This is a genomic window from Micromonospora sagamiensis (assembly GCF_014680085.1).
Classification (GTDB): domain Bacteria; phylum Actinomycetota; class Actinomycetes; order Mycobacteriales; family Micromonosporaceae; genus Micromonospora; species Micromonospora inyonensis.
This window is the reverse complement of the sequence record NZ_AP023438.1, coordinates 4,379,777-4,399,796: the sequence shown is the minus strand read 5'-3', so window position 1 is coordinate 4,399,796 and position 20,020 is coordinate 4,379,777. Positions and strand designations below refer to the sequence as shown.

Sequence of the window (20,020 nt, the reverse complement as noted above, 5' to 3'; positions counted from 1 at the left end):
CCAGTCGCGCCCGCTGGTCCCGCTGGTCCCGGCTCCCCCGGTCGGCACCCGGGCCGTGGTCAGCGCAGGGAGAGCGCGGCCAGGGCGGCGTTGACGATGCTGCCGGGCAGCAGGTCGTGCAGCTCGTACAGCTCGTGAACGGTGCCGGACTGGCCGAACTCGTCCACCCCGAGCGGCACCGCCGGCACCCCGAGCGCCGAGCCGATCCAGGCCATCGCGTGCGAGGCCGCGTCGTGCACGGTCACCACCGGGGCCCGCTCGCCGAACGCCGCCCGCAACACGCCGGGCACGCTCGGCACGGTAGCCGTCCGTACCCCCTGCCGCAGGGTGCGCTGCCAGGCCCGGTAGAGCCGGTCCAGCGAGGTCACGTCGACCACGTGCGCGGCCACGCCCTCCTCGGCCAGCTCCGCCGCCGCGGCGAGCACCTCCGGCAGCACCGCCCCGGAGGCGGCCAGGTGCACCACCGGCGCGTCCGCCAGCTCCGGGTGCGCCTGGTGCGCGTCGACCAGCCGGTACGCCCCGGCGACCGCCTGCCGGCGCAGCACCGCGTCGCCGATCCGGGCCCGGGCCGCCTCGAAGGGGGCCTGGTCGATCGGGCGGGTGCTCAGCCGGAAGTAGTACGCGCCGTCCTCGGTGGGCGCGGCGGTGGTGGTCGGCGCGCCACCCCGGGCGATCTGGCCGAACGCGTCGCAGAGCAGCCAGTCCAGCGTGGTGGCGTACGCCGGCTCGACGAAGGTGACCCCGGGCAGTTCCAGCCCGACCGAGGCGGTGATGGTCGACTGGTGCGCCCCGCCCTCCGGGGCGAGGGTGATCCCGGACGGGGTGCCGGCCACCACGAACCGGGAGCCGGAGTAGGTGCCGTAGAGGAAGGCGTCCAGCCCGCGCAGCACGAACGGGTCGTAGACCGTGCCGACCGGCAGCAGCGGCTGGCCGGAGAGGTCCCAGGCCAGCCCGAGCTGGCCGAGCAGCAGGAACAGGTTCATCTCGGAGATGCCCAGCTCGATGTGCTGCCCGTCGGGGTGCTGCTCCCAGCGCAGCATCCGGTCCTCCGACCAGGAACGCTGCTTCGTCGGGGCGAACACCCCGGTCTTGTTGATGAAGCCGGCGAGGTTGGTCGAGGTGGCCACGTCCGGAGCGGTGGTGACCAGGTAGCGGCCCACCTCCTCGTGCCGGGCCAGGTCGACCAGGACGCGACCGAAGACCTCCTGGGTGGAGATCGGCTTGTTCGCGCGTACCCGGGTGGTCTCCGGGACGGTGACCGGCAGCGCCCGCTCGCGGGGCGCGCGGGACAGCGCCTCCCGGCGGGCGTTGGCCCAGATCCCGGCCGGTGACGTCGGGTCGAGGCGATCCCACTCGGTGGCGGCGTCCAGCCCGTGCGCGGTGCGCAGGGCGTCGACCTGCTCGGTGCTGAGCAGCGCGGAGTGGTTGCGCGGGTTGCCGGCGATCGGCAGGCCCCAGCCCTTCACCGTGTACGCGAAGACCACGCTGGGCCGGTCGGTCACCGCGTCGCACTGGGCGTACGCGTCGAGCATGGCGGCGAGGTCGTGCCCGCCGAGGTCGGTGACGAGCGGCCCGAGGTCGTCGTCGGACACGTCGGCGATGAACGCCTCGATGCCGTCGGGAGCGCCGTCGAGGAAGCGGGTGCGCAGGGCGTCCCCGGTCAGCCCGAACAGCGACTGGTACTGCTCGTTCGGCATCGCGTCGATCCAGTCGCGCAGCGCCCCGCCGCCGGGCCGGGCGTACGCCTCGGCGAGCCGCCGGCCGTACTTGACCTCGACGACGTGCCACCCGGCCGCCTCGAACTGGCCCCGCCACTGGTTGATCCGCACCCCGGGGACCACCCGGTCCAGCGACTGCCGGTTGAAGTCCACCAGCCACATCACGTTGCCCAGGCCGGTGGTGGCCGGGTCGGCGACCGCCTCCCAGATGTTCCCCTCGTCCAGCTCGGCGTCGCCGATCAGCGCGACGAACCGGGAGCGGGGCCGCTCGCCGAAGTGCGCGTCGACGTACCGCCGGGTGACCGCGGCGAACAGCGGGGCCGCCGCGCCGAGACCGACCGAGCCGGTGGAGAAGTCCACCTCGTCCGGGTCCTTGGTACGCGACGGGTACGACTGGAGCCCGCCCCGGGCCCGCAGCTTCGGCAGGTACGACCGGTCCAGGTTGCCCAGCAGGTACTGGACGGCGTGGAACACCGGCGAGGCGTGCGGCTTCACCGCGACCCGGTCGGCGGCGTCCAGGTGGGCGAACCAGAGCGCGGTCATCGCGGTGACCAGGGAGGCGCTGGACGCCTGGTGCCCGCCCACCTTCACCCCGTCCCCGGTGCGGCGGTCGTGGTTGGCCGCGTCGACGATCCGGGTGGCGAGCCAGAGCACCCGCCGCTGGATCTCGTCGAGCACGTCGAGGTCGACGTCGGGACGCAAGGGGTGGACGTTCACCGCTGAACTCCTACCGAGGGGGTGGTGGTGGGGGTGCGTGTGAGCAGGGGCCCCCTGTTACCGCTTTTTGTCGAACAAGGGGCCCCTGCAGGCACGAAACGAGGGCGACCAGCGCCGGCTAGGAGACGCCGAGGCGGGCCAGGACCAGTTCGCGGACGGTCTTGGCGTCGGCCTGGCCGCGGGTGGTCTTCATGACCGCACCGACCAGTGCGCCCGCCGCGGCGACCTTGCCGCTGCGGACCTTCTCCGCGATGTCCGGGTTGGCGGCGATGGCCTCGTCGACGGCCGTGGTGAGCGCGCCGGTGTCGGAGACGACCTCCAGGTTGCGGTTGGTCATGATCTCGGTCGGGGTGCCCTCGCCGGCCACCACGCCCTCCAGGACCACCCGGGCCAGCTTGTCGTTGAGCTTGCCCGCGTCGACCAGCCCCTGGAGTTCGGCGACCTGGGTCGGGGTGACCCCGACGTCGGCCAGTTCCCCACCGGACTCGTTGGCCCGCCGGGACAGCTCGCCCAGCCACCACTTCCGCGCGGCGGCCGGGGTGGCCCCGGCAGCCACCGTGGCCTCGATCAGCTCGACCGCGCCCGCGTTGAGCACCGACTGCATGTCGTGGTCGGAGAGCCCCCACTCCTGCTGGAGCCGGCGGCGGTGCAGGCGGGGCAGCTCCGGCAGGGCGGCCTTCAGCTCGGCCACCCACGCCGCGTCCGGGGCGAGCGGGACGAGGTCCGGCTCCGGGAAGTAGCGGTAGTCGGTCGCGGTCTCCTTCGACCGGCCCGGGGTGGTGTCACCGGTGTCCTCGTGGAAGTGCCGGGTCTCCTGGACGATCCGGCCACCCGAGTCGAGCACCATCGCCTGGCGCAGCATCTCGGAGCGGACCGCCCGCTCCACCGAGCGCAGCGAGTTGACGTTCTTGGTCTCGGTGCGGGTGCCCCACTCTGCACCGGGCAGGTTGAGCGAGGTGTTGACGTCGCAGCGCAGCGAGCCCTCCTCCATCCGGACGTCGGAGACGCCGAGGGAGCGGATCACGTCGCGCAGCTCGGTGACGTACGCCCGGGCCACCTCCGGGGCGAGCGCCCCGATGCCGGCGACCGGCTTGGTGACGATCTCCACCAGCGGGATGCCGGCCCGGTTGTAGTCGACCAGCGACTCGGTGGCGCCGTGGATCCGGCCGGAGCCACCCACGTGCAGCGTCTTGCCGGTGTCCTCCTCCAGGTGCACCCGCTCGATGCCGATCCGGACCAGTTCGCCGTTCACCTCGACGTCCAGGTAACCGTCGACGCAGAGCGGCTCGTCGTACTGGCTGATCTGGAAGTTCTTCGGCATGTCCGGGTAGAAGTAGTTCTTCCGGGCGAACCGGCACCAGGAGGCGATGGAGCAGTTCAACGCGAGGCCGATCCGGATGGTCGCCTCGATCGCCGCGGAGTTGGCGACCGGCAACGAGCCGGGCAGGCCCAGGCAGACCGGGCAGACCCGGGTGTTCGGGTCACCGCCGAAGTCGGTCGGGCAGGCGCAGAACATCTTGGTGTTCGTGCCCAGCTCGACGTGGGTCTCCAGGCCGATCACCGGTTCGTAACGCGCGACGACGTCGTCGTACGCGGGCAGGGTCGTGGTCATCTGACGCTCCTGACTCACAGTGCCGGTGGGGTGAACGTGCCGACGGTCGACTCCAGCGCGGCGGCGACCCGGTACATCCGGTCGTCGGCCATGGTCGGGGCCATCACCTGGAGCCCCACCGGCAGCCCCTCCGAGAGCCCGCAGGGCACCGAGATGCCCGGGCCGCCGTAGAGGTTGGACGGGATGGTGAACAGGTCCGCCAGGTACATCTGGTACGGGTCCGAGGTCCGCGAGCCCATCGGGAACGCCACGAACGGCGTGGTCGGCGAGATCAGCGCGTCGACCTGCTCGAAGGCGGCGGTGAAGTCCCGGGTGATCAGCGTCCGGACCTTCTGCGCCTGCCCGTAGTAGGCGTCGTAGTAGCCGGACGAGAGGGCGTACGTGCCGAGCATGATCCGACGCTTGACCTCGGGACCGAAGCCGGCGTCCCGGGTCAGCGACATGACCTCCTCCAGCGACCGGTTGCCGTCGTCGCCGACCCGCAGGCCGAACCGGACCCCGTCGAAGCGGGCCAGGTTGGACGAGCACTCACTCGGCGCGATCAGGTAGTACGCCGGCAGCGCGTACTGGAAGTGCGGGCACGAGACCTCGACGATCTCCGCGCCGAGCTTGGTCAGCGCCTCGACCGAGTCACGGAACGCGGCGAGCACACCCGGCTCGGCCCCGTCGCCGGAGAACTCGGTGACCACGCCCAGCTTCACGCCGGTCAGGTCTCCGGTCGCGCCGCGCTTCGCGGCGGCCACCACGTCCGGCACCGGCTGCGGGATGGAGGTGGAGTCGCGCGGGTCGTGCCCGCCGATCACCGCGTGCAGCAGCGCCGCGTCGAGCACGGTACGGGCACACGGGCCGGGGGTGTCCAGCGAGGAGGAGAAGGCGACCAGGCCGTACCGGGAGGTGCCGCCGTAGGTGGGCTTCGCGCCGACGGTGCCGGTGACCGCACCCGGCTGGCGGATCGAGCCGCCGGTGTCCGAGCCGATGGACAGCGGAGCCTCGTACGCGGCGAGCGCGGCGGCGCTGCCGCCACCGGAGCCGCCCGGGATCCGCTCCAGATCCCACGGGTTGCGGGTCGGGCCGTACGCGGAGTATTCGGTGGAGGAGCCCATCGCGAACTCGTCCATGTTGGTCTTGCCGAGCATCACCGTCCCGGCGGCGCGGAGCCGCTCGACGATGGTCGAGTCGTACGGCGGACGCCAGCCCTCGAGGATCTTCGAGCCGACGGTGGTCGGCACACCCTTCGTGGTGAGCACGTCCTTGACCGCGACCGGCACGCCGGCCAGCGGGCCGAGTTCCTCGCCGGCGGCGCGGCGCTCGTCGACGGCGCGGGCGGCGGCCAGCGCGCCCTCGGTGTCGACGTGCAGGAAGGCGTGGACCCGGTCGTCGACGGCGGCGATCCGGTCCAGGTGCGCCCGGGTCACCTCGACGGCGGAGGTCTCCCCCGAGGCCACCAGCGCGGCCAGCTCGGCGGCGGTGAGCCTGGTCAAGTCACTCATGCCGCCGCCTCGCTCCGCTCGCCGGCGCCCTGAGCGCCCCGCACACCAGTGCTGCTGATTCGCTCGCTCATGAAGCCACATCCTCGTCCAGGATCCGCGGAACGCGGAACCGCTGTTCCTCGGCGTCGGGCGCACCCGACAGCGCCTCGTCGGGGGTCAGGCCGGGCCGGACGACGTCCTCGCGCAGGACGTTCGTCAGTGGCACCGAGTGGGAGGTCGGCGGGATGTCCGCGGCGGCGACCTCGCCGACCTGGGCGACGGCCTGGAGGATCACGTCGAGCTGGCCGGCGAAGGTGTCCAGCTCCTCCTCCGTGACGGCGAGCCGCGACAGGCGCGCGAGGTGCGCGACCTCCTCGCGGGAGATGGCGGCCATCGGTGCCCCCTTCGTGATGGTGCTGCTGATTCGGGCGGTACGCCGACCGCGGGGTCGACTGCCCGCGCGGTGACCGGAGCGAGTCTATTGGCTGGCACGTCAGCCGCGCCCCCGACTCCCCCGCGTGCCGGTCGGCGGCACCGACGGCGGCGGGGCCGGTCAGCCGGTCGGCCGGGAGCGACCGCCGGCGACCCCGGCCGGCCGGACCGGTCGGTACCGGGCCAGCCACGCGGTCAACTTGTCGGCCGGCATCGGGCGGGCGAAGAACCAGCCCTGCGCCAGGTCGCAGCCGGCCGCGTGGAGCAACCGCCAGGTCCGCTCGTCCTCCACGCCCTCCGCGACCACCCGCAGGTTGAGCGCCCCGGCCAGTTCGATCATCGAGCGGACGATCGCGGCATCGTCGGGGTCGTCGGCCATGCCGAGGACGAACGAGCGGTCCACCTTCACCTCGGACAGCGGCAGCCGCCGCAGGTGCTGGAGGGAGGAGTAGCCGGTGCCGAAGTCGTCCAGCGCGATGGCCACCCCGATCCGGTGCAGCCGGGAGACCGTGTCGAGCACCCGCCGGGGGTCGGCCATCAACGCGCCCTCGGTGATCTCCAGTTGCAGCCGGTCCGGGCGGATCGCGTAGCGGGCGAGCAGGTCACCGATCTGGTCGGCGATCTCGCCGGTGTGCAGGTCCCGGACACTGACGTTGAGCGCGGCCCGCAGGGTGCTGCCCGCCGCCGACCAGCGGGCCAACTGTCCCACCACGTCGTCGACGACCCGGCGGGTCAGCAGCCGCATCACCGCGCTCTGCTCGGCGACCCGGATCAGCTCCCCCGGGTCGACCATGCCCCGCACGGGGTGCCGCCAGCGCAGCAGCGCCTCCACGCCGACCACCTCGCCGGTGGCGATCCGGACCTGGGGCTGGTAGTACATCGTGATCCCGGCCGGTTCGTCCACCTCGACGCGGGGCTCGGCACCGGCCGGGCCCGCCCCGACCAGTTCGGCAGCGACCCCGGGCAGGCCCGCCGACGGCGCGGTCGTCGCGGCCGAGCTCCCGGCGGGCAGCGGTCGCGTCCCGGCCGGTCCGTCCTCGGCGGTGGCGTTTCCGACCGGTCCCGACGGCGGTGGCGCCCACTCCCCACCGGAGCGGACCGGCTCCGACGGCCGGGGGGCCGGACCGTCGCCGGTCCGCCCGGCACGGCGACGGACCGGGTCGGCGCCGGTGATGATCTGGTTGATCAGTTCGTCGGGGTGCGCGGTGGCCCGGTCGCGCCGCCGACCACCCCACCGCCGGGAGCCCTGGCGGACGTGCGTGCCGTCGTCCCCGGTGGGCAGGGCGGCCCCGTCGCCGCCCCGGGCAGCGGCCTCCGGCGCGGTGGACGCCGCCGGATCGGTCGGCCCGGACTCCAACACCCGGCGCAGGTCGGCCAGGAGTCCGAGCCGCTCGGCGGAGTTGTGGTCCGACTCGGCGGCGTACACGGCGACGGTGTCGTTGCGGTGCTTGGCGTCGTACATCGCCACGTCGGCGTGGCGCATCAGGGTGGCGAAGTCCTCACCGTGTTCGGGGAAGAGCGCGATGCCGATCGACCCTCCGACGTCCAGCGGCAGCCCGTCCAGCGGAACCGGCTCGGCGAGGGCGCGGACCACCCGGTCGGCGACCCGGCGGGCGTCGTCCACCCCGGCCAGCCCGCCCGTGACGACGGCGAATTCGTCGCCGCCGAGCCGGGCCACCATGTCCCGGGAGCCGAGGGCCGAGGTGAGCCGGTCGCTCACCGCCACCAGCAGCCGGTCGCCGACCGCGTGGCCGAGCGCGTCGTTGACGCCTCTGAAGCGGTCCAGGTCGATCAGGAGCAGCGCGAGGTGCGCGTCGGGCATCCCCTGGGCACCCCGTTCGGCGTGCCGGCGGATCTGCTCGGCGACCTCGGTGAGCAGCGCCTTGCGGTTGGGCAGCCCGGTCAGCGGGTCGAGCGCGGCGAGATGCTCCTGGTCGGCGGAGAGGCGGGCCATCCGGTAGACGGCGTAGAGCGGCACCAGCACCAGCGGGATCAGTGCCGCGCTGGCCCGGGCCGCGGCCACCAGCACCGGGGCGAGCAGCAGCAACGAACCGGTGGCGAGCAGCTCGAAGCCGAGCCCACGGCGGACGGTCGGCCACCACGGGTCGCCGAAGCGCAGCCGTACCGCCGTGCTGACCAGGCCGTAGCTCACCACGAACCAGGCCACCGCCGCTCCGGCCAGCGCCACCGCCCCGGTCCAGTGCAGGCGGTCGTCGGCGAAGGCCGCGTCGGGGCCGAGCCGGATCACCTCGTCCGCGGCGGCCAGCGCGCAGGCGTACTGGGCGGCGTTGAACGCGGTCCGCCAGGCGACGTGCCGCAACCGCCAGCCGGAGACGACCACGGCGGCGGTCTGCACCGCCACCGCCGCGCCCGGTCCCCAGGCGACCAGGATCGCGAAGGTGAAGCAGATCGACGGGAAGACCGCCGAGGTGTGCCGCTGGCCGGGCGGTACGAAGGGCCGGGCGTCGCAGACGACGGCGAGCGCTGCCATGATCCAGAAGGCGCCGGGCAGCGTGGCGAGGTCGGCGGGAAGCGCGACCAGCGGACCGGCGGTGAGCCCGACGGCCAGCACGACGGTCGCGCCGACGAACCCGAAGAACGGCCCCACCCGGGCAGGCGGTACGGCGTTCCGCAGGTCGGCGGCTTCCATCGCACCTCCCGAGGCGTGCGGTCCGGATCGCACGGCGTGACCTTGTGCCACGCCGTGCTCCCCATCAAACGCCCCCGGCGGGATATTTCACGGTAGGACAGCCGCGAATCGGTCGTAGTCGTAATTAAGTTGGTATACGCGGCCAGTTGCCCGTAAGCCGCATCGCCCGCCCCGGCTCACTCCTCGCGGCGCGCGACCTCCCGCGCGGCGTCCGGGCCGGATTCGAGCAGCACGCGGAAGCCATCCTCGTCGAGGATCGGCAGCTTGAGTGCGGTGGCCTTCTCCGCCTTGGAGCCGGGGTTCTCCCCCACCACCACGAAGCCGGTCTTCTTGGAGACCGATCCGCTGACCTTGCCGCCCCGGGACTGGATCGCCTCGGCGGCCTGGTCCCGGGAGAACCCGGCGAGGGTGCCGGTGACCACGACGGTGAGCCCTTCCAGCGGGCGCGGCCCCTCGTCGACGGCCTCCTCCGCCATGCGGACCCCGGCGGCGGCCCACTTGTCGACCACCGCGCGGTGCCAGTCGACGGTGAACCACTCGGTCAGGCTCGCCGCGATGGTCGGCCCCACCCCCTCCACCGAGGACAGTTCCTCCTCGGTGGCCGCCCGGATCTTCTCCACCGAGCCGAAGTGGCGGGCCAGGGCCTGGGCCGCGGTCGGACCGACGTGCCGGATCGACAGCGCCACCAGCATCCGCCAGAGCGGACGCTGTCGCGCCTCGTCCAGGCTGGCCAGGAAGCGGGTCGCGTTGCTGCCCAGGCTGCCGTCCTTGTTGACGAAGAACGGCACCCCGGTCAGCCGGTCCGGGTCGAGGGAGAACAGGTCGCCCTCGTCGGTCAGCACGCCCGAGTCGAGCAGCGCCGCCGCCGCCTTCTCGCCGAGCACCTCGATGTCGAGCGCGCCCCGGCCGGCGAGGTGGGTCAGCCGTTCCCGCAGCTGCGCGGGGCAGGTGCGGGAGTTGGGGCAGCGGATGTCGACGTCGCTCTCCTTGGCGGGAGCGAGCGGGGAGCCGCAGGCCGGGCAGTGGGTGGGCATCACGAAGGCGTGGGCGTCCGGCGGCCGGAGGTCGACCACCGGGCCGAGCACCTCGGGGATCACGTCACCGGCCTTGCGCAGCACCACCGTGTCGCCGATCAGCACCCCCTTGCGTTCCACCTCGCGCGCGTTGTGCAGGGTGGCCAGCGCCACCGTCGAGCCGGCCACCCGGACCGGTTCGAGCACCGCGAACGGGGTGACCCGGCCGGTCCGCCCGACGTTGACCTGGATGTCGAGGAGCTTGGTGTTGACCTCCTCCGGCGGGTACTTGAAGGCGATCGCCCAGCGGGGCGCCCGGCTGGTCGATCCCAGGCGGCCCTGGATGGAGACCGGGTCGACCTTCACCACCACACCGTCGATCTCGTGCTCGACGTCGTGCCGGTGGGCGGCGTAGTGGGCGACGTACTCGGCGACACCGGCCAGGTCGGGCACCACCCGCCAGCGGTCGCTGGTCGGCAGCCCCCACGCCTTCAGCGCCGCGTACGCCTCGGACTGGGCGGTGGGCTGGAAGCCGCGCCGGGCGCCGATGCCGTGCACCACCAGCCGCAGCGGCCGGGACGCGGTGATCCGCGGATCCTTCTGCCGCAGGCTGCCGGCGGCGGCGTTGCGCGGGTTGGCGAAGGGCGGCTTGCCCTGCTCGACCAGGCCGGCGTTCAGGTCGGCGAAGGCGGCGACCGGGAAGTAGACCTCGCCCCGCACCTCCAGCAGCTCCGGCGGCGGGCCGAACTCCGCGGAGCTGGTCAACTCGGCCGGCACGCCCCGGATGCTGCGGACGTTGGCGGTGACGTCCTCACCGGTGCGGCCGTCGCCCCGGGTGGCGGCCCGGACCAGCCGGCCGCGCTCGTACGTGAGGTTGATCGCCAGCCCGTCGACCTTCAGCTCGCAGAGGTACGGCACCTCGCCGCCCGCGTCGCGGACCACCCGTTCGGCCCAGGCGGCGAGTTCCTCGTCGGCGAAGGCGTTGTCCAGCGAGAGCATCCGCTCGGCGTGGGTCACCGGGGCGAAGTCGGTGGAGAACGTGCCGCCGACCCGCTGGGTGGGCGAGTCCGGGGTGCGCAGCGCCGGGTACTCCGCCTCCAACGCCTCCAGCTCGCGCAGCAGCGTGTCGAATTCGGCGTCGCTGACGACCGGGGCGTCCAGCACGTAGTAGCGGTACTGGTGGTCGGTCAGCTCCTGACTCAGGGTGGCGTGCCGGTCCTTGACCCCGGGCGGTGGCTCCGCCCCGGCTGCCGCTGCCTGTGCCGGGCTGACCTGCTGGGGGATGGCTTCCTCGGACACGTGCGACCCTCCACGCCCTGAGATCCCGGACACCCCGCGACCTCGCTGATCACGCTACCTGAGGCACCGTATCGGGCGGGTGGGACAATCGGCTGTTCGCCCGGCACGGGTCCGGGCCGACAGAGAAGCGGGGTACGCATGCCGGAGTGGCTGCCCTGGACGGTGGCGGTCCTGCTGGCGGTCGCCGCCGGCTGGGCGTGGAGCAGTTGGCGGCACCGGCCCGCCCCACCGTCGCGCCCGGCGGGTCGGACCCGGCCGCCGCGCCGTACCGGCCGGTCGACCGCGCCGCCGCGTCCGCGCGACCGGCGGACCACCACGCGTACGCCCCGACCAGGTGAGATCTGGTGGGCGGACGTGCCGTACGCCGACGGCACCGGCTCGAAGGTACGGCCCTGCCTGGTGCTGCGCGCCGACCGCCGGGGCGCGGACGTGCTCAAGATCACCAGCCAGGACAAGAGCGACCGCGACGACCACGTACGCATCCCCACCCGCAGCTGGGACGCCGACGCCGACCACGACAGCTTCCTCGACCTCGGTACGACGCTCCGGGTCGACGCCGGTGCCTTCCGCGACCGCGCCGGCACCTGCGACCCCGCGCTCTGGCGCCGCCTCCAACCCCACCTCTGAGGGGTCCCGACCGGTCCCCAGCTTCCTGGATCACCCCTGGCGTCCTGGGACATCCTCCCCGTGCCGCCATTTCTGTTATGCCAATTGACACAACACTATCCACGCCCCTACGGTTCCCGGCATGGACGAGGTGCGACGCCCCGGACGGCCCCGCAAGACGCCCGGTCAGCTGGCTCGGTGGACTCCACCGGAGGGCTGGTCGCGGCTGGTCGCCTGGATCTCGCCGGAGGAGAAGAAGGCGCTCAAGCACGTCGCCGTCGAGGCCGATGTGGCCGTGGCCGATCTGGTGCGGGCGTTGGCCAGTGGCCTGGCCGGCGGGCTCATCACCGCCGAAGAGCTGATCGGGCACGTCAGGAAGGGAATGCAGGTCATGGAGAAGATCCCCACCCTGTTCGAACGCGACGACCACTTCCAGGTCGTCGACCGCCCGCGGCCTGAGTGCGCCTGGGTGTTCAACGGCGAGGGAACTCCCACCGAGAAGCTCGACGGCACCAACGTGCGGCTCACCGTCCGCTCCGGACATCTCGTGCGGGTGGAGAAGCGTCGCAACCCCAGCAGGGCGCAGAAGCAGCAGGGCATCGTCGACGGGTGGTACGTCGACACCGACGACCACAGCCCGGAGGACAAGTGGATCCTGGTCGCCGCCCGCAACACCGACGTGTCGGACTGGCCCGACGGCGAGCACCCCTGCGAGACGCTCGGCCCCCGCGTTCAGGGCAACCCGCTGGGGCTGGCGGAGCACACCTGCGTGCCGTTCAACCTGCACGCGCCCGCCCTGCCGGACGCGCCGCGCAGCTACACCGGGCTGCGGGAGTACCTGGCCGGGTTGGAGAGCCGGTTCGCCCCCGGTCACCTCGCTGAGGGCATCGTGTTCCACCACCCGGACGGCCGCCGCGCCAAGATCAAGCGTAAGGACTTCCCGCGCAGCGCGTGATCCCCTCCCGCCCTTCCGTGTGGCGCCCTGCGCGCCGACGCTGAGGCGGACCTCTCGATCAACGCGCTGGGCGGGCCGTGGGAGGAGAGCTGGGCGGGCCGTGGGATGAGGGCTGGGCGGGCCGTGGGATGAGGGCTCGGCGGGCCGTGGGGATGAGGTGGGAGGGTCAGTCGAGCGGGGCGGAGAGGGCGCGGAGCTGGTCGGCGTACTCGATGCGGAAGGCCCAGTCGGCGGGCCAGGCGGCCATGCCGTGGGCGGCACCGACGAACGCGCCGGCCAGCGCGGCGATCGAGTCCGAGTCACCGGCGGTGGTCGCGCCACGGGCCAGCGCACCGACCGGGTCGTCGGCGTGCCGGACGGCGCAGAGCAGGGCGGTGGCCAGGGCCTCCTCGGCCACCCAACCCTCCCCGGTCTCCCGGCACGGGTCGCCGCCGTCGTCGGGGCGGGCCAGCGCCGCGGTCAGCCGCGCGAGCACGGCCAGGCACTCGTCCCAGCCCCGGGCGATGAAGTCGACCGGGTCGCTGACGCCGGGCTGCTGCCAGAGGTCGCCCAGCCACCCGTGCCGGTAGACCCGGCGTTGCCGCCGGGCGTGCCCGACGAGCAGGCCGGGTAGTTCGGGCAGGGTCACCCCGTCACGCAGCACCCGGACGGCGTACGCGGTCAGCTCGCTGGCGGCCAGACCGGTCGGGTGGCCGTGGGTCAGGCCGGCCTGGAGCTGGGCCAGTCCGGCGAGGGTGTCCAGGTCGACGTCGAGCAGACCGACCGGGGTGACCCGCATGTTCGCCCCGCACCCCTTCGAGCCGGCCTGGGTCGCCGCCTGCCAGCGCACTCCCCGGGCCAGTTCCCCACAGGCGCGCAGGCAGGTCATGCCGGGGGCGCGGTTGTTCTCCGGGCTCACCGACCAGGCGACGAAGCGCTGCCGGAGCAGCGGCTCGACCGCCTCCGGCGTCAGCGCCGGGGCCTCCCGCAGCGCCCAGGCGACCGCCAGGGCCATCTGGGTGTCGTCGGTGACCGGGGCGGGGTCACCGACGAGTTCCCGGGGACCGCCCTGGCCGTACCGGCGGACGATCTCGTCGACGGTCAGGAACTCGGTCGGTGCGCCCAGGGCGTCCCCGTACGCGAGGCCGAAGAACGAACCGGAGGAACGCCGTACCGAAGACTGGATCATGGCTCCTATCCTGCCCGCCTCCCGCAACCACGCCCAGCCGCCCGCCCACGGCGCCCTCTCGGGCGGGCGGCTGGGCGCTCGCGCCTGGTTGCGCCGGGTGGTTGCAGGGGTCCCCTGCTACACAAAAAGCGGTAACAGGGGACCCCTGCTACCACGCATCACTCGAAGACGAGACAGAACGGGTGGCCGGCCGGATCGGCGTAGACCCGGAAACCGTCGCCCTCCCCGGGCAGCCGTCGCGCCCCGAGTGCGAGCACCCGCTGCTCGGCCGCGTCCACATCGTCCACCTGCACGTCCAGATGGAACTGCTGGGGGCGCTCCGGGTCGGGCCAGTTCGGCGGACGCAGGTCGGGGGCCATCTGGAAGGCGATCCGAGGATGCTGCCCGGGTGGGCCGCCGAGCACCACCCAGTCGTCGTCGGTCTCCTCCTCGGCGATCGACAGGCCCAGCAGTTCGCCGTAGAAGGCCGCCAGGGCACGCGGGTCGGGGCAGTCGATCACCACGGAACGTAGCTGTCCAATCATGGCCTCTTGCTGCCCACCGGGTACGACGGGAAACCTGTCATCCGGCGATCCGCCGCCCGGCACCGCGACCCGGAGGCCGGTCACCTGCTCCGTCCACGAGCCGGCACCGGTCACCTGCCCGTCCGCGACTCCGGCGACCGGCGCTCACTCCTCGGCGAGTCGCCGGCCGGCGTCGCGGCAGGCGGTGAGCACCTCCCGCACGTACCGGGGAGTTGCCCCGGCCAGGCCGCAGGCCGGGGTGACCACCACCTGCTCGGGCAGCCGGGCACGGGGGAAGCCGAGCCGGTCCCAGAGCTGGCGTACCTGGTCGGCCACCTGGGCGGAGGTCGGCGCGCGACCGGCCGGCGGCGGCAGCGCCGGGGCGGCCCCGGCCAGCAGCCCCAACCCGGCGTCGATCGCCTCGCCCAGCGGGTCGAGGTCGATGACCTGGGCGAGATCCAACGCCACGGCGACCGCGCCGGTGGAGCGGAGCAGTTCCAGCGGCACGTCCGGTGCGCAGCAGTGCACGATGGTGGGCACCCCGGCCGCTTCGACCACGGTACGCAGCGCGGTCCGGGCGACCTCGGTCTCCATGGCGCGGTACGCGCCGAGCCCGCTCTCGGTGGGGATCCGACCGGCCAGTACGGCTGGTAGCGACGGCTCGTCGACCTGGAGCAGCACCGTCGCCCGGGGCACCCGGCGGGCGACCGCCTCGACGTGCCCGCGCAGCCCCTCGGCGAGCGAGCCGGTGAGGTCCCGGACCGCGCCCGGGTCACGCAGCATGCGACCGCCGATCGGCAGTTCCAGCCCGGCGGCCAGGGTGAGCGGGCCGGCCACCTGCACCTTGACCGGGCCGGTGTACTCCTCGGCCTGCTCGGCGAGCTGGTCGAGGTCGCGTTCCATCAGGTCGCGGGCGCGACGCACGTCCCGACCGGGGCGTGGGGCGATCCGCCAGCGGGCCGCGTACAGCTCGACCGGCAGTTCGACCAGGAGTCCGGCGCTACGGCCGATCAGGTCGGCGCCGGGGCCACGGGCGGGCAACTCGGGCAGGTGGGGCAGGGCCGGCAGCTCGCCGAGGACGATGCGCTGCGCCTCGGCCACGTCCGTTCCCGGTAGGGAACCGACGCCGGTCGCCGCGCCACGGGGCCAGGGCCACACCTGATCAGTCACGGTCGACAGGTTAACCGGCCGGCACGCCGGCTGCCCCGCCGACGGGCGGGAAGCGGCGCGGCGGTGGTTGCCCGCCGACGGGCGGGAAGCGGCGCGGCGGTGGTTGCAGGGGGCCCTTGCTCGACAAAAAGCGGTAACAGGGGACCCCTGCTACCACCTCACCCGGGCGGCGACGCCCTTCCGCCGCCGCAGCGGGAGGTGGTCGCGCTTGTCGGCTCAGCCGGAGGTGGTCGTGCTGGCCGGGCTCAGCTGGTGATGGTCGCGGAGCCGAGCACCACGTCGCCGGCCGGGTCGGGCCGGTACGCCACGATCGCCTGACCGGCGGCGACCCCGCGTACCGGGCGGCGCAGCGCGGCACGCAGGCCGTGGGCGTCGACGGTGACGGTGGCCGGCACCACGTCACCGTGGGCGCGCAGCTGCACCTCGCACTCGACCGGGTGGTCGGGGCGGGGTCCACCGGTCCAGACCGGACGCTCGGCGCGGACGTCGGTGACCTCCAGGGCCTCGCCCGGCCCGACGGTGACGGTGTTGGTCTTCGGGGTGATGGAGAGCACGTACCGGGGGCGGCCGTCCGGGGCGGGGCGGTCCAGGTGCAGCCCCCGCCGCTGCCCCACGGTGTACGCGTACGCGCCGGTGTGGCTGCCCACGACCGCGCCGGTGAGCGCGTCGACCACGTCGCCGGGGGTCTCGCCCAGCCGCTCGGCCAGGAACCCCCGGGTGTCACCGTCGGCGATGAAGCAGATGTCGTGCGAGTCCGGCTTGTCGGCCACGGCCAGCCCGCGTCGGGCGGCCTCCGCCCGCACCTGCGCCTTGGTCGAGTCGCCGAGCGGGAACAGCGACCGGTCGAGCTGCTCGCGGGTGAGCACGGCCAGCACGTACGACTGGTCCTTGGCGACGTCGACGCTGCGGCGCAGCAGGCCGTCCGGGCCGAGCCGGGCGTGGTGGCCGGTGACCACGGCCTCGAAGCCGAGGGCGACGGCCCGGTCCAGCACCGCGGCGAACTTGATCTTCTCGTTGCAGCGCAGGCACGGATTCGGGGTACGCCCCGCCGCGTACTCGGCGACGAAGTCGTCGACGACGTCGGCGTGGAACCGGTCGGCCATGTCCCAGACGTAGAACGGGATGCCGAGCACGTCGGCGGCACGCCGGGCGTCGCGGGAGTCCTCCAGGGTGCAGCAGCCACGCGCCCCGGTCCGATAGGTCTGCGGGTTGCGGGCCAGCGCCAGGTGCACGCCGGTGACGTCGTGTCCCGCCTCCACCGCCCGCGCGGCGGCGACCGCCGAGTCGACCCCGCCGGACATCGCTGCCAAGACCCTCACCGGCACACTCCCTTCATCCCGTCGAGGGTAGCCCCCGCCCGGGGTCGACCCGCACCGCGATTCAGGAGCGGGCGGAGCGGATGGCCCCGGCCCGGCGGGCCCGTTCCACGGCGGCGGGGAGCGCGGCGATCAGGGCGTCCACGTCGGCACTGGTGGAGGTGTGGCCGAGCGAGAAACGCAACGAGGAGCGGGCCCGGTCGTTGTCGGCGCCCATGGCCAGCAGCACGTGCGAGGGCTGGGCCACCCCCGCCGAGCACGCCGACCCGGTGGAGCAGGCGATGCCCTGGGCGTCCAGGAGCAGCAGCAGCGCGTCCCCCTCGCAGCCGGGGAAGGAGAAGTGCGCGTTGCCCGGGAGCCGGTCGGTCGGGTCGCCGTTGTAGACCACCTCGGGCACCGCGTGTCGGACCCGCTCGACCAGGTCGTCGCGGAGCGCGGCAACCCGCGCGGCGTACGCCTGCTGGTTCTTCACCGCGCTCTCGACCGCGACGGCGAAGGCGGCGATCCCGGCGGTGTCCAGCGTGCCGGAGCGGACGTCGCGCTCCTGGCCGCCGCCGTGCAGCAGCGGGGTGGCCACGACGTCCCGGCCGAGCAGCAGCGCGCCCACCCCGGTCGGGCCGCCGAGCTTGTGCCCGGTGACGGTCAGCGCGGCGACGCCGCTGGCGGCGAAGTCGACCGGGACCTGCCCGACGGCCTGGACGGCGTCGGTGTGGAACGGCACCCCGTGCTCGGCGGCGACCGCGGCCAGTTCGGCGATCGGTTGGACGGTGCCGACCTCGTTGTTGGCCCACATCGCCGTCACCAGGGCCACCCGGTCGCCGTGCGCGGCCAGTTCGGTGCCCAGGCCGTCCGGGCTGAGCCGACCGGCCTCGTCCACCGCCAGCCAGCCCACCCCGGCGCCCTCGTGTGCGCAGAGCCAGTCCACCGCGTCGAGCACGGCGTGGTGCTCGACCGCGCTGGAGACGACCCGGTCCCGTCCGGCGCCCCGCCGGGACCAGAAGATCCCCTTGACCGCGAGGTTGTCGCTCTCGGTGCCCCCACCGGTGAAGATCACTTCGGACGGACGGGCGCCCAGGGCGGCGGCCACCCGCTCCCGGGACTCCTCCACCCGGCGACGGGCACGTCGCCCGGCCGCGTGCAGTGACGACGCGTTGCCGACGTCGCGAGCGGTCGCGACGTACGCCTCCAGTGCCTCGTCGAGCATCGGGGTCGTCGCCGCGTGATCCAGGTATGTCATCGCGGTTCAGCCTATCCGCCGCCCCGCCCCCACCCCGGCGCGGAGGGATGTCACCGGCTCCGGCCGATCGATCCGGGAATCGTGGGACCCTCCCGGTCGGCGTGCTCGGCGAGGGCACCGACGCGCTGCTACCGTTGCCCCCTGACGTCGACCTTGACCGGTACTCCGTGGTCGACGTCTCCGCCGAGCGGTACGACAACAACACCGCCCACTCCGGCGACAGCCTGTTGAGGGGCTCCTTGACGAGCTGATCGGCGGGCCGGCTCAGCTCCCCGGCCCGCCGATCAGCTCCCGTACGACAGCCGGCCGCGGAACCTGTCAGGTTCCGCGGCCGGGGTGCGTGACGGTCGGGTCACTTGCGCTTGCGGATCTCCTCGGCGGCCTGCGGGACGATCTTGAACAGGTCGCCCACCACACCGAAGTCGGCCAGCTCGAAGATCGGCGCCTCGGCGTCCTTGTTCACCGCGACGATGGTCTTCGAGGTCTGCATGCCGGCCCGGTGCTGGATCGCGCCGGAGATGCCGAGCGCGACGTAGAGCTGCGGGGAGACGGTCTTGCCGGTCTGCCCGACCTGGAACTGGTGCGGGTAGTAGCCGGAGTCGACCGCTGCCCGGGACGCGCCGACCGCGCCGCCCAGCAGGTCGGCCAGCTCCTCGACCAGCTTGAAGTTGTCGGCGTTGCCGACCCCGCGACCGCCGGAGACGACGACCGAGGCCTCGGTCAGCTCGGGGCGGGAGCCCTTCTGCTCGGCGACCCGGTCGACCACCTTCGCCAGTCGGTCGGTGTCGCCCACGGTGACGGTGAGCTGCTCGACCGTCGGGGTGGCCGGGGCCGGGGCGGGGTTGACCGAGTTCGGCCGGAGGGTGACCAGCGGCAGGCCCTTGGTGACCTTGGACTTGACGATGGTGGAGCCGGCGAAGGCGACCTGGGTGGCGGTGCCGTCGGCGGCGAGGCCCACCACGTCGGTCAGGATGCCGTTGTCCAGCTTGACCGCGAGGCGGGCGGCGATCTCCTTGCCCTCCTGGGCCGAGGCGAGCAGCACGGCCGCGGGCTGGACCCGGGTGACCAGCTCGGCCAGGACAGTGGCCTTCGGAGCCACCAGGTAGCCGTCGATCTCCTCGCTCTCGGCGGCGTAGATCTTCTCCGCGCCGTACTCGCCCAGCTTGGCGCCGAGCGCCTCGGCCGCGCCGGGGCCACCGAGCACCACCGCGGCGGGGGTACCGAGCTCGCGGGCGAGGGTGAGCATCTCGAGGGTGACCTTCTTGACGCCGAACTCACGGGTGGCTTCGACGACGACGAGAACCTCAGACATCCTGACCCCTCACACGAACTTCTCGGTGGCGAGGAACTCGACCAGCTGCACGCCGCCGGAGCCCTCGTCGATGACCTTCTCACCGCCGGAGCGCGGCGGGCGCTTGCTGTGCTCCAGCACGGCGCTGGTCGCGCCGTCGAAGCCGACCTCGCTCGGCGCGACGCCCAGGTCGGCCAGGGAGAGCGTCTGCACGGGCTTCTTCTTCGCCGCCATGATGCCCTTGAAGGACGGGTAGCGCGGCTCGTTGATGGTGTCCCAGACGGAGACCACGGCCGGGGTCGAGGCGGTGACCACCTCGTAGCCCTCCTCGGTCTGCCGCTCGACGGTGAGCGTCTGGCCGTCGACGGTCAGCTTCCGCGCCCCGGTCAGCGCGGCGACGCCGAGCCGCTCGGCGAGCATGTGCGGCAGCACCTGGACCCGCCCGTCGGTCGACTCGGCCCCGCAGATGACCAGGTCGGCGTTGAGCGTGCCGAGGGCTGCGGCGAGGACCTTCGAGGTGGCCACCGCGCAGGAGCCGTGCAGCGCGTCGTCCACCACGTGGACGGCCTTGTCGGGGCCCATGGAGAGCGCCTTGCGGATCGACTCGGTCGCCCGGTCCGGACCCATGGTCAGGATGGTGACCTCGCCACCGTGCGCCTCCTTGATCTTCAGCGCCTCCTCGATGGCGTACTCGTCCATCTCGTTGATCACGTTGTTCGCCGAACCACGGTCGACGGTGTTGTCGTCACTGCGCAGGTTGCGGTCCGCGCCCGAATCGGGCACCTGCTTGACGAGTACGACGATGTTCATCGCGCTTCGACGACCCTCCTGTGTGATGGCTTTGCTCGCCCTGTCCCGGGCGCA

The 20,020-nt window shown here is 73.5% G+C and carries 15 protein-coding genes and 1 pseudogene; 3 read left to right on the top strand and 13 right to left on the bottom strand.

The annotated features are described in order from the left end of the window. Positions 1-59: 59 nt before the first annotated feature. From IGA62_RS19325 to ligA, 6 genes are all read right to left on the bottom strand, one after another. Positions 60-2,435, bottom strand: a complete 2,376-nt coding sequence (locus tag IGA62_RS19325; RefSeq protein WP_232624707.1) for a transketolase-like TK C-terminal-containing protein — start codon at positions 2,433-2,435, stop codon at positions 60-62. A 118-nt stretch (positions 2,436-2,553) separates the two neighbouring features. Continuing rightward, positions 2,554-4,047, bottom strand: coding sequence for an Asp-tRNA(Asn)/Glu-tRNA(Gln) amidotransferase subunit GatB (gene gatB / locus IGA62_RS19320; RefSeq protein ID WP_145819451.1), 1,494 nt, complete (start codon positions 4,045-4,047; stop codon positions 2,554-2,556). A 14-nt stretch (positions 4,048-4,061) separates the two neighbouring features. After that, positions 4,062-5,537, bottom strand: coding sequence for an Asp-tRNA(Asn)/Glu-tRNA(Gln) amidotransferase subunit GatA (gene gatA / locus IGA62_RS19315; RefSeq protein WP_145819452.1), 1,476 nt, complete (start codon positions 5,535-5,537; stop codon positions 4,062-4,064). A 67-nt stretch (positions 5,538-5,604) separates the two neighbouring features. Further along, positions 5,605-5,910 carry an Asp-tRNA(Asn)/Glu-tRNA(Gln) amidotransferase subunit GatC gene (gene gatC / locus IGA62_RS19310; RefSeq protein WP_088980289.1) on the bottom strand — a complete coding sequence of 102 codons (306 nt, stop codon included), beginning with the start codon at positions 5,908-5,910 and terminating at the stop codon, positions 5,605-5,607. Positions 5,911-6,069: 159 nt separating this feature from the next. Beyond that, on the bottom strand, positions 6,070-8,598 hold the full coding sequence (locus IGA62_RS19305; RefSeq protein ID WP_145819453.1) for a putative bifunctional diguanylate cyclase/phosphodiesterase: 2,529 nt from the start codon (positions 8,596-8,598) through the stop codon (positions 6,070-6,072). A gap of 176 nt (positions 8,599-8,774) precedes the next feature. Continuing rightward, on the bottom strand, positions 8,775-10,910 hold the full coding sequence (gene ligA / locus IGA62_RS19300; protein ID WP_145819454.1) for an NAD-dependent DNA ligase LigA: 2,136 nt from the start codon (positions 10,908-10,910) through the stop codon (positions 8,775-8,777). A 138-nt stretch (positions 10,911-11,048) separates the two neighbouring features. Between ligA and IGA62_RS19295 the strand changes: the two genes are divergently transcribed. Together IGA62_RS19295 and IGA62_RS19290 are read left to right on the top strand one after the other, a co-directional pair. Continuing rightward, positions 11,049-11,537, top strand: coding sequence for a type II toxin-antitoxin system PemK/MazF family toxin (locus IGA62_RS19295; protein WP_091458150.1), 489 nt, complete (start codon positions 11,049-11,051; stop codon positions 11,535-11,537). Between the two features lie 121 nt (positions 11,538-11,658). Beyond that, on the top strand, positions 11,659-12,471 hold the full coding sequence (locus IGA62_RS19290) for a hypothetical protein (RefSeq protein WP_145819455.1): 813 nt from the start codon (positions 11,659-11,661) through the stop codon (positions 12,469-12,471). A 166-nt stretch (positions 12,472-12,637) separates the two neighbouring features. On the opposite strand, the gene IGA62_RS19285 is transcribed toward IGA62_RS19290, so the two are convergent. The 5 genes from IGA62_RS19285 to IGA62_RS19265 all read right to left on the bottom strand — a co-directional run bounded on the left by IGA62_RS19285 (position 12,638) and on the right by IGA62_RS19265 (position 17,865). Continuing rightward, positions 12,638-13,639 (bottom strand): ADP-ribosylglycohydrolase family protein, encoded by a 1,002-nt coding sequence (locus IGA62_RS19285; protein WP_145819456.1) that lies wholly within the window; start codon positions 13,637-13,639, stop codon positions 12,638-12,640. 158 nt (positions 13,640-13,797) lie between these two features. Continuing rightward, the gene (locus IGA62_RS19280) at positions 13,798-14,163 is read right to left on the bottom strand and encodes a VOC family protein (protein WP_145819457.1); all 366 of its coding nucleotides are present in this window, start codon (positions 14,161-14,163) and stop codon (positions 13,798-13,800) included. A gap of 144 nt (positions 14,164-14,307) precedes the next feature. Next, complete coding sequence (locus IGA62_RS19275) at positions 14,308-15,312, bottom strand: uroporphyrinogen decarboxylase/cobalamine-independent methonine synthase family protein (protein ID WP_145819458.1); 1,005 nt, start codon at positions 15,310-15,312, stop codon at positions 14,308-14,310. Positions 15,313-15,557: 245 nt separating this feature from the next. Then, complete coding sequence (gene mnmA, locus IGA62_RS19270) at positions 15,558-16,631, bottom strand: tRNA 2-thiouridine(34) synthase MnmA (protein ID WP_145819459.1); 1,074 nt, start codon at positions 16,629-16,631, stop codon at positions 15,558-15,560. Positions 16,632-16,692: 61 nt separating this feature from the next. Then, the gene (locus IGA62_RS19265) at positions 16,693-17,865 is read right to left on the bottom strand and encodes a cysteine desulfurase family protein (protein WP_145819460.1); all 1,173 of its coding nucleotides are present in this window, start codon (positions 17,863-17,865) and stop codon (positions 16,693-16,695) included. Between the two features lie 95 nt (positions 17,866-17,960). Here IGA62_RS19265 and IGA62_RS19260 point away from each other — a divergent pair. Further along, positions 17,961-18,116: pseudogene (locus tag IGA62_RS19260) on the top strand (anti-sigma factor); the annotation flags it as partial. Positions 18,117-18,217: 101 nt separating this feature from the next. On the opposite strand, the gene IGA62_RS19255 reads toward IGA62_RS19260, so the two are convergent. Further along, positions 18,218-19,177, bottom strand: coding sequence for an electron transfer flavoprotein subunit alpha/FixB family protein (locus IGA62_RS19255; RefSeq protein ID WP_145819461.1), 960 nt, complete (start codon positions 19,175-19,177; stop codon positions 18,218-18,220). A gap of 9 nt (positions 19,178-19,186) precedes the next feature. Further along, complete coding sequence (locus IGA62_RS19250; RefSeq protein ID WP_145819462.1) at positions 19,187-19,966, bottom strand: electron transfer flavoprotein subunit beta/FixA family protein; 780 nt, start codon at positions 19,964-19,966, stop codon at positions 19,187-19,189. Positions 19,967-20,020: the final 54 nt, after the last annotated feature.